General features: G+C 73.6%; 8 protein-coding genes. 3 read left to right on the forward strand and 5 right to left on the reverse strand.

Annotation, left to right across the window (positions count from 1 at the left end):
* Positions 1-105: 105 nt before the first annotated feature.
* Together ACFV2J_RS30795 and ACFV2J_RS30800 are read left to right on the forward strand one after the other, a co-directional pair.
* The gene (locus tag ACFV2J_RS30795; RefSeq protein ID WP_385441699.1) at positions 106-1746 is read left to right on the forward strand and encodes a SpoIIE family protein phosphatase; all 1641 of its coding nucleotides are present in this window, start codon (positions 106-108) and stop codon (positions 1744-1746) included.
* 32 nt (positions 1747-1778) lie between these two features.
* Positions 1779-2135 (forward strand): 5-carboxymethyl-2-hydroxymuconate Delta-isomerase, encoded by a 357-nt coding sequence (locus tag ACFV2J_RS30800; RefSeq protein WP_385096823.1) that lies wholly within the window; start codon positions 1779-1781, stop codon positions 2133-2135.
* 18 nt (positions 2136-2153) lie between these two features.
* On the opposite strand, the gene ACFV2J_RS30805 is transcribed toward ACFV2J_RS30800, so the two are convergent.
* From ACFV2J_RS30805 to ACFV2J_RS30825, 5 genes are all read right to left on the reverse strand, one after another.
* On the reverse strand, positions 2154-2855 hold the full coding sequence (locus ACFV2J_RS30805; protein WP_385096820.1) for a TetR/AcrR family transcriptional regulator: 702 nt from the start codon (positions 2853-2855) through the stop codon (positions 2154-2156).
* 56 nt (positions 2856-2911) lie between these two features.
* Positions 2912-3970, reverse strand: coding sequence for a PDR/VanB family oxidoreductase (locus tag ACFV2J_RS30810; protein ID WP_385441704.1), 1059 nt, complete (start codon positions 3968-3970; stop codon positions 2912-2914).
* On the reverse strand, positions 3967-4878 hold the full coding sequence (locus ACFV2J_RS30815) for a metal-dependent hydrolase (RefSeq protein ID WP_385084886.1): 912 nt from the start codon (positions 4876-4878) through the stop codon (positions 3967-3969). Before ACFV2J_RS30815 ends, ACFV2J_RS30810 begins: the two co-directional genes overlap by 4 nt.
* Positions 4879-5025: 147 nt before the next feature.
* Positions 5026-6942, reverse strand: coding sequence for a hypothetical protein (locus ACFV2J_RS30820; protein ID WP_385084888.1), 1917 nt, complete (start codon positions 6940-6942; stop codon positions 5026-5028).
* 49 nt (positions 6943-6991) lie between these two features.
* Positions 6992-7492, reverse strand: coding sequence for a tetratricopeptide repeat protein (locus tag ACFV2J_RS30825; protein ID WP_385084890.1), 501 nt, complete (start codon positions 7490-7492; stop codon positions 6992-6994).
* A gap of 155 nt (positions 7493-7647) precedes the next feature.
* Here ACFV2J_RS30825 and ACFV2J_RS30830 point away from each other — a divergent pair, with 155 nt between their 5' ends.
* Positions 7648-8085 (forward strand): hypothetical protein, encoded by a 438-nt coding sequence (locus ACFV2J_RS30830; RefSeq protein ID WP_385084892.1) that lies wholly within the window; start codon positions 7648-7650, stop codon positions 8083-8085.
* Positions 8086-8253 lie beyond the last annotated feature (168 nt).

Consider the following 8253-nt stretch of genomic DNA (forward strand, 5'->3'; position numbering starts at 1 on the left):
CGCCCGGTTTGTGGTAGTATTCCCCCTCACCCTCTTTTTCTTTCATCCTGTGGGGGGGCGGCCGCGTCACCCCCCCCCCCCCACCGGCAGGCCCGAGGCTTTCAGTTGGACGGCAACAGCAGAAGGAACGGGTCGACCACCGTGCTGGTCGTCGACGACGTGGCGGCCGACCGGCTCGCCATGAGCGCGCTGCTGCGCGGCGACGGCCACGAGGTCGTTCCCGTCGCCACCGCCGCGGACGCGCTGCGCGAACTCGGCACCCGGCTGCGCGAGGGCACCCTGCCGGACGTGCTCCTCGTCAACGTGCGGCTGCCGGACATGACCGGCTTCGAACTCTGCCGCCGGCTCAAGACGCACCAGGTCCTGGCCGCGCTGCCCGTGGTGCACCTCGCGGCCGCCGGCGCGGCCCAGGGCGACCGCCGCCGCAGCGTGGACTCCGGCGCCGAGGCCTGTCTGACCACGCCGGCCGAACCGGAGGAGATCCGGACGGTCGTACGGGCCGTGGTGCGCGCGGCCCGGCTGCGGGCGGACGACCAGGCGCTGATACGACGGCTGACGCTGCTGTCCGAGACGATCGTCACCGTCCAGGCCGCACGCAGCCTCGACGAACTCGTCGACGCGGCCGCCGAGGGCACCGCCCGGCTCACCGGCCTGCCGGCCGTCGTGTTCGTCCTCGGCCCGGAGGGCGAGCTGTACCGGGGCATGTCCCCGAAGCGGATCGGCCTCGCGCTGCCCGGCCGCGGCGCACACGACGCCGTGGCCCAGCTGATCGGCAGACTCGGGGCGGGCAGGGCCGTCGTGCACCGCACCGTCGTCCACGCGCCGCTGTGGCCCGCCGGGTTCTTCCGGCCCGGTGTCCAGGACGACGCCCGGCTGGTGCTCGCCCAGGGCGGCAAGGCGCCGGTGTGCCTGGCGACGCCGGTACGCGACTCGCGCCCGCAGAGCCCCGCCGACGAGGCGGGCGTGGCACGGCTCGCCCAGGCCACCGCGCTCGCCGCCGAGCCGCTGCTGATGTACGAGGTCGAGCGCCATGTCGCCCTCACCCTCCAGCGCAGCTTCCTGCCCCAGCCGGACAAACTGCCCGACCTGCCCGGTGTCGACATCGCGGTGCGCTACGAACCCGCCTCCCAGCAGGCCGAGATCGGCGGCGACTTCTACGCGGCACTGCGCACCGACGAGGGCGTCCTGGCCGCGGTCGGCGACGTCGTCGGTCACTCGCTGGACGCGGCCACCGTGATGGTCGAGATCCGGCACGCGCTGCGCGCCTACTGCGTCGACGACAGCGACCCGGCCGTCCTCGCCGAGCGCCTCGACCGGATGCTCCAGCGCTACCACCCCGAGGTCACCGCGACCGTCTGCCTGATGCTGGTCGAGCCGGACACCGGGCGGGTACGCATCGCCAACGCGGGCCACATCCCGCCGTTGATCGTGCGTGGTTCGGGCGGTGCCGACTACGCCAAGGCCCACGGTCCGCTGCTCGGCCTCGGCCTCGCGGTGAACCGTCCGACGCCCACCGAACTGTTCCTGGAGCCCCTGGACCGGCTCCTCGTGGTCACCGACGGCCTGATCGAGACCCGGGGCACGGACCTCGCGGTCTCCATGGAACGTCTGCGCGCGGCCGTCGCCGACGCCCCGCCCGGGGTGCGCCCCCTGTGCGACATGCTCCTGGACCGCTTCGGGCAGGACCGCGAGGACGACGTCGCGATGCTGGCACTCCAGCTCAGGCCGGGGCAGGCCAGGCCCTAAGGTGAGTTCGTTGACCTAGAACGGGAGTGCTCATGCCGCAGATCACCGTCGACTACTCCGCCGCGCTCGACGAGTCCTTCGACCGGCGCGGGTTCGCGCTCGCGCTGCACCCGGTGGTGGTCGAGACGGCGGCCGCGCGGATCGAGGCGTGCAAGACGCGGTTCCGCCCGACCGGGGACAACGTGGTGGGAGCGGAGGCGGAGGGACACGCCGTCGTGCACGTCACGCTCGCCCTGCTCGCCGGCCGCAGCGAGGAGACCAAGGTCCGGCTCACCGAGTCGGCGCTGGAGCTGCTGCGCAAGTACGTCGAGCCCGTCGACGGCCTCGTGCTGCACGTCTCCGCCGAGGTCCGGGACCTCGACCCGTCGTACCGCAAGTCCGAGGGGTAGGGCGGCCGAGGCCCGCGCCTACGCCTGCGGGGGCGCGGCCAGCGCGATGAGCCGGACGGCGAGGTCGGTGAACGGCCCGTCGCCCGGCTCGCCCTGGAGCGCACCGCGCAGCAGCGTGCCCAGCTCCTCGTCCCGGGCGGCGCTCACCGCGGCCAGCGCCGCGAAGTCGTGCACGAGCTGCACCTCCAGCTCGGCGCGCGGAATCCGCCGGCCGTCCAGCCAGATCAGCGCCGTCGACTCGACCAGCGAGATCCAGGAGCGGATCACCAGCTCCAGCCGGGCGGGCGGGTCCTCGACCTTGAGATGCGACAGGATCTGGACGTACGCGGCCTGCCGTACCGCGTCGACGAGCGCGTTCGTCTTCGAGGAGCCGACCGCGGGGCCGCCGCGCATCAACGCGGAGAAACCGGGCCCGTGGTCGTCCACGAAGTCGAAGAACCGGCGCATCACCCGCAGCAGCCGCGCGCCCAGCGGCCCCTCCGGGGGCTCCACGAACCGGCTCGCGAGATCGTCCGCGGCGCGCTGCAACGCGGCCTCGTACAGGCTGAGTTTGCCGGGGAAGTAGTGGTAGACCAACGGGCGCGAGATGCCGGCCGCCGAGGCTATCTCGTCGATGGAGACCTCGTCGGGCGAGCGTCGGCTGAAGAGATCGAGGGCGACGCCGATCAGCTGCTGCCGCCGCTCCTCGACACCCATCCTGCGGCGTACCCCGGTTGTCATGCGAACACCTTACCGATCGGATCCGGCCGGGAACGGGCCGGAGCGACCATGGTCGTTCACATGTCAAGGACGAGGCGGTCACCCCGTGCCCGGGACACACAGATCAGCATCGAGTCGCCACGCTCCGTGTCCGTGAGCAGTTCGTCGCGGTGGTCGATCTCGCCCTCCAGGACGCGTTGTTGGCAGGTTCCGCAGAATCCCTGCTCACAGGAGTAGAGGGTGCCGGGCAGTTCGGCCCGTACGGCGGCGAGCAGGGTGGAGCCGGCCGGCACGGTCACCGTCCGTGCGCTGCGGCGCAGTTCGGCCTCGAAGGCGCTGTCGCCGTCAGCCGCGGCCGGAGTGCGCGCGGTGAAGCGCTCCAGGTGCAGCGCGGCCCCCTCCGGCAGCCGTGCCCCGACCGCCGCCATCAGCCCCTGCGGCCCGCAGCAGTGGACCGCCGTTCCCTCCGGCAGGTCCGTGAACAGCGCGTCGAGGTCCGGCCGTCCGTCCACGTCCCCGGCCACGACGGTGACCCGCGCCGGGTCCAGCTTCTCGATCTCCGCCAGGAACGGCATCGACGCCCGGGTGCGCCCGCAGTACAACAGCCGCCAGTCCGCGCGGCCCTGGACCGCCCGCAGCATCGGAAGGAGGGGGGTGATCCCGATGCCGCCCGCGACGAAGACGTATGCGGGTGCCTGGGCGAGCGGGAACCGGTTGCGCGGTCCGCGCACCTCGACCGTCATGCCCTCCCGGAGCCGTTCGTGGATCTCGCGCGAGCCGCCCCGCCCGTCCTCGGCCAGCCGCGCCGCGACGGTGTACGACGAGGTGTCCGCGGGATCGCCGCACAGCGAGTACTGCCGTACGAGCCCGGAGGGCAGCACCAGTTCGAGGTGGGCACCGGGTTCCCAGCGCGGCAGACCGTGCCCCTCCAGGCGCAGTTGTACGACACCGTCGGCGATCCGCTCGTGTCCGGTGACCGTGAGCCGCAGGGCCCGGGAGCGCGGCCGGCCGGAGACCGGCTCCTCCAGGGCGGGCAGCGGCCACAGCGGCGAGGCCCCGATCCGGCGGCGCAGCGCGCGCCGGAGGAGCAGGGCCGTACCCGCGACGGCCGCGACGGTCCGCAGCCGGGGCGTCACGCGCCCTCCTCGGCCGTGGCCGCGGCCCTCGCGGCGGGCGAGGTGGCCAGATAGGCGACGGCCTGCGCGGTGGACCCCTCCTGGGACGGGTGGTAGGACCGGCTGAGGTAGCGCGGGATGGACCTGAGCATGTCCCCGGTCGCCGGCAGCACACCCTGCTGTCCGCTCCGGTGGAAGTCCTTGAAGCCGGCCCGGCCCGCCGTCAGGGTCGGGTCGTTCTCCATGAAGAACCGCGCCCCCCGCTGCCACAGGAAGACGAGCGCGGTGAAGGCGGTGGCCCAGGTCCGCACGCGCCGCCGGTAGCCCCCGTCGACGTGCATGAACAGCTCGAAGGCGACCGAGCGGTGCTCGACCTCCTCCGCGCCGTGCCAGCGCAGCAGGTCCAGCATGGTCGGATCGGCGCCCCGCCGGTCCAGCTCCTCGGCGTTCAGCACCCAGTCGCCGAGGAAGGCGGTGTAGTGCTCGATCGCGGCGATGATCGCGACCCGCTCCATCAGCCACCATCTGCGGGCCCGGCCCGGGGGGAGGGTGCGGTCGCCGAGCAGCTTCTCGAAGAGCCAGTCGACCTGGGCGGTGTAGGGCGTGGGGTCGAGCCCGAGTTCCCTGAGGTGGGGGAGGACCTCGTCATGGGCCTGCGAGTGCGTCGCCTCCTGCCCGATGAACCCGATCACGTCCTCGCGCAGCCGTTCGTCCCTGATGTGGGGCAGCACCTGCCGGTAGACGTGGACGAACCAGCGTTCACCGGCGGGCAGCAGCAGGTGCAGCACGTTGATCGTGTGGCCGGCGAACGGGTCTCCCGGCACCCAGTGCAGGGGTGTGTCCTCCCAGGAGAACGACACCTTCCGCGCCTTGAGCGGGGTCCGCTCCGATGCGACCGGCCGAGGCGGTCGGGCCTGCGTATGAGACATGGCGTCAATGTACTGACGAGTAGCGCGGGGGAGAACCCCTCTGCGCCCACTTGTTGACACGAACGTCAACTAGGACGCGTGCCCTTTCCCGCCGCGCTGCCCCACTGGTCCGGCACGAGCGGGCGGGCGGGACTTTCGCGGCACGCCCTAACGCAGCCCGGTGACCGACCTGCCGTCCGTGAGGTTCGCCCGCAGCCCGGCCTGGGCCCCCTGTGTGGTCCGTACGGCGAGCAGGGGGCCCCGCGCGGATCCGGTGACCCCGCCGGTCGCGGTGACCGACGCGGTTCCCTTGCTGCCGGCCGCGAGCAGGTACCAGGCACCGGTACCCGACTTCCACAGCACACCCGCCAGCACATGGGAGTCACGGGCGCCGCAAGCGGGCGAGTCCTCCGCCTTCGCCGCGACCGCCCCGTACGTACCGCCCGGGGTGTGGAACTGGGCCAGGACACGGGTCCCGTCACCCCGCCAGGTGTCGGCCCGTGTGCACACCCAGGCCGCTTCCCCGCTCGCGTCCGGCAGCGCCTGGCGCGCGTACTGCCACGCGTTCACCGACCGCACGCCCTCGGACCGCAGGGAGACGAGCGAGCAGGCGAACGGCGCCCAGTTCCCCAGCGCCGCAGCGCCGGTGGCCTCGTGGGGCGCCGCGGGCGGTCCGGAGGTCAGATGGGCCGGGGTCAGCTCGCCGAGGTCGGTCATCAGCCGGGTGCCGGTGGCGTCGGTCAGCTGAAGCGCGTTCCACGACGTGCACGCGCCCGCCCGGGCGGGACCCGTCAGCGGGGAGGTGGCGCCGTCGGCCGACAGGGTGAGGGCGGTCGGGCCCGCGGCCGGTTTCATCAGGTCGCGCTGGGCGGCCCCGGTCACCCAGGGAGCTGTCAGATAGCGGACGTTGCCGTCGGCACGGTCCAGGACGACCGCGCTCGCCTCGGCCCCCCGCGCGCCGTCGACCCGCGCGAAGTCGAGGGCCGCCCCGCCGGTGCCGTCGCGCGGCTCGGCGTACCGGGCGATGCGCAGCCCGTCGTAGAACAGCACCACGCGGGCCTGGTCCACGTCACCGGCGTACAGCAGCTGGGGCGGTCCGGGCGGGGCGCCCGCCGGGGTGCCCGGGGTCGCCGAGACCTGCACGGACCCGCCCGGGCGGGCCCAGACGGCGAGGGCGCGGCGCAGCAGCGCGCTGTCCCCGGCGAGGTTTCCGCGCGCGGGCCACACGGAGAGGTCCGTGCGCGCGGAGGTCCGCCAGGCCGCCGGGGAGACCCGGGTCACCTTCCCGGGGTCCAGCGCGGCCACGGCGGCCGGGTTCTCGGCGTACGAGGGGGCGGCGGCGCCCTCGGGGCCCCAGCCGTCGCCGGGCAGGGCGAGCAGCGCACCGCAGACGGCCACGGCGGCACCGGCGGCCAGCGCGGCCTTCATGTGCTGTCTGCGCCGCATCAGGTCGGTGGGCCGGGCGTGCAGTGCGCAGGGGTCGAACTCGGGGGAGTGCAGCAGCGGGTCCCGGGCCTCGACCTTGTCGGCCTCCGCGAGTGCCGCTCGCGGATCGGTGACTCCCGCCGCCGCGAGCACCTTGCGCACGTCGGCGTCGGCCAGCTTCTCCAGCCCGCGCAGCACATACGCGGCGCGCGCCGCCCCCGACAGCGCGGACAGCCGCTGGTCCAGGGCGAGTTCGTCGGCGCCGCCCGAGCGCGGGAAGAGCCGCAGGCCCCACACCTGGGGCAGCAGCGGCGGCAGCTGGGAGCGCTTGGGCCACGCGGTGCGCCGCAGCGGCAGGCCCGCCTCCAGCGCCGTACGCACGACCGCGAGGCGTACGAAGGCGTAGCCCGGGTCGCCGTCGCGGCCGGTGGCCTGGGCCGGGATCACGGACGAGGGAGTGCGGCGCCGGGGCAGCGCCCGCTGGGTGAGGGCGTGCGCGGTCAGCACCCGCCGGTTGCGGCCCAGGCTCGGCGGCAGCACCAGGTAGGCGAGCCGGACGAGCCGCGGGTAGTGCTCGACGAGGGCGGCCTCGGCCTGGGCGACGTCGACGACCGGTCCGGCGGAGGCTGTGGGGCGCGGGGCTACATCCTGTGACTGCACGTTCAGCAGAACGAGCGAATCGGTGGATGGTCACCTCCGCCCGGCGGACTCAGGCCTCGGGTTCGACGAGCAACCGCGCGTAATTGGCCATCGACCGCTGGTAGCGGGGCAGATGGGGGGCGAGGGCGCCGATCACCAGCGCCAGTCCCTCGCGTTCGCGGCCGAGGTCGGCCAGACACAGTGCGAGGCAGGCGCGTACGGCGTCGTCCAACTCGTCGGACGGGGCGACGAGTTCGGGCGTGAGGAGCTTGACGCCCTCCTCGGCCTGCCCGATGTTCCGCAGCGAGCTGGCGAGTTGGATCCTGGCCCGGCGTCCCCGGTAGCCGTCGAGGCCCCGGGACAGCGCCTCCCGGTACAGCGGCACGGCCTGGTCCGAGTGGCCCGTCGAGTCCCAGGCGCAGGCCCGCTCGAACGGACCGAGCGGACTGTCCGCCGGCAGCTCGGCGACCAGGTTGTCGATCACCGCCCGGAAGTCCGCCGCGTCCGCTTCCCCGTAGTCGTCGAAGGTGGCCCAGGCCGCCGCCGTACGCTCTTCCCAGTCTTCGTTCACGCGGCACACTGTCGCATACGCGTGCCGGCGGCGGCATCGGCTTCCCGCACACCGGGGTGACCGATTGAGTGCTGGACGCCTCGGAGCCGTATCGAAGACCAGGGTCCCCGCCGGGGCTCTCCATGGCGCGGGCGCCGACGGTACCGGAGGAACGTATGAGGTTGACACGCGAGAAGTTCGCCGCGGGAGCCGCCGTGGCGCTGTTGGCGCTGACCGGCTGCGGCGGGTCGGACGACGGCGGGACCAAGGCCGGCACGGCGGACAGGGTGCCGGCCACGGCGACCGGCAGTCTGGAGGACCTGGCGGCCGAGGTGAAGTGCCGTCCGGACATCCAGACCGACGCGGACGAGATCCGCCAGGGGGTCTGCAAGGTCGACGCCGGCAAGTTCATCCTGGCGACCTTCGCCACCGACCGCGGTCAGCGCGAGTGGCTCAACGGTGCGAAGGACTACGGCGGTTCGTACCTCGTCGGCGCCAAGTGGGTGGCCGTCGGCGACCAGAAGATGGTCACGTCCCTGCGCGGCCGTCTGGGCGGGACCCTGGAGGAGGGGGCCTCGCATGGCGCGCACGCCGGTCACGAGCACAGCGGCTGACCGGGCGGAGCCTCCCCGGTCCGACGGGCCGGGGACATGAGGACACAAGAAAGCCGGGGGGGGGGGGGGCACCCCCCCCCCCCCGACCACCCGCGGCCGCAGACAACAACACACACCCGGAGGCTAACTCAAACACCCAAAAGAAAAATCAGGAGCACCAGACCACAG

It is taken from the genome of Streptomyces sp. NPDC059668 (assembly GCF_042734135.1).
Lineage (GTDB): Bacteria > Actinomycetota > Actinomycetes > Streptomycetales > Streptomycetaceae > Streptomyces.

Coding starts and splice junctions, on each gene's coding strand:
- ACFV2J_RS30800 (WP_385096823.1), top strand. CDS start 1,779: ATGCCGCAGATCACCGTCGACTACTCCGCCGCGCTCGACGAGTCCTTC.
- ACFV2J_RS30805 (WP_385096820.1), bottom strand. CDS start 2,855: ATGACAACCGGGGTACGCCGCAGGATGGGTGTCGAGGAGCGGCGGCAG.
- ACFV2J_RS30815 (WP_385084886.1), bottom strand. CDS start 4,878: ATGTCTCATACGCAGGCCCGACCGCCTCGGCCGGTCGCATCGGAGCGG.
- ACFV2J_RS30830 (WP_385084892.1), top strand. CDS start 7,648: ATGAGGTTGACACGCGAGAAGTTCGCCGCGGGAGCCGCCGTGGCGCTG.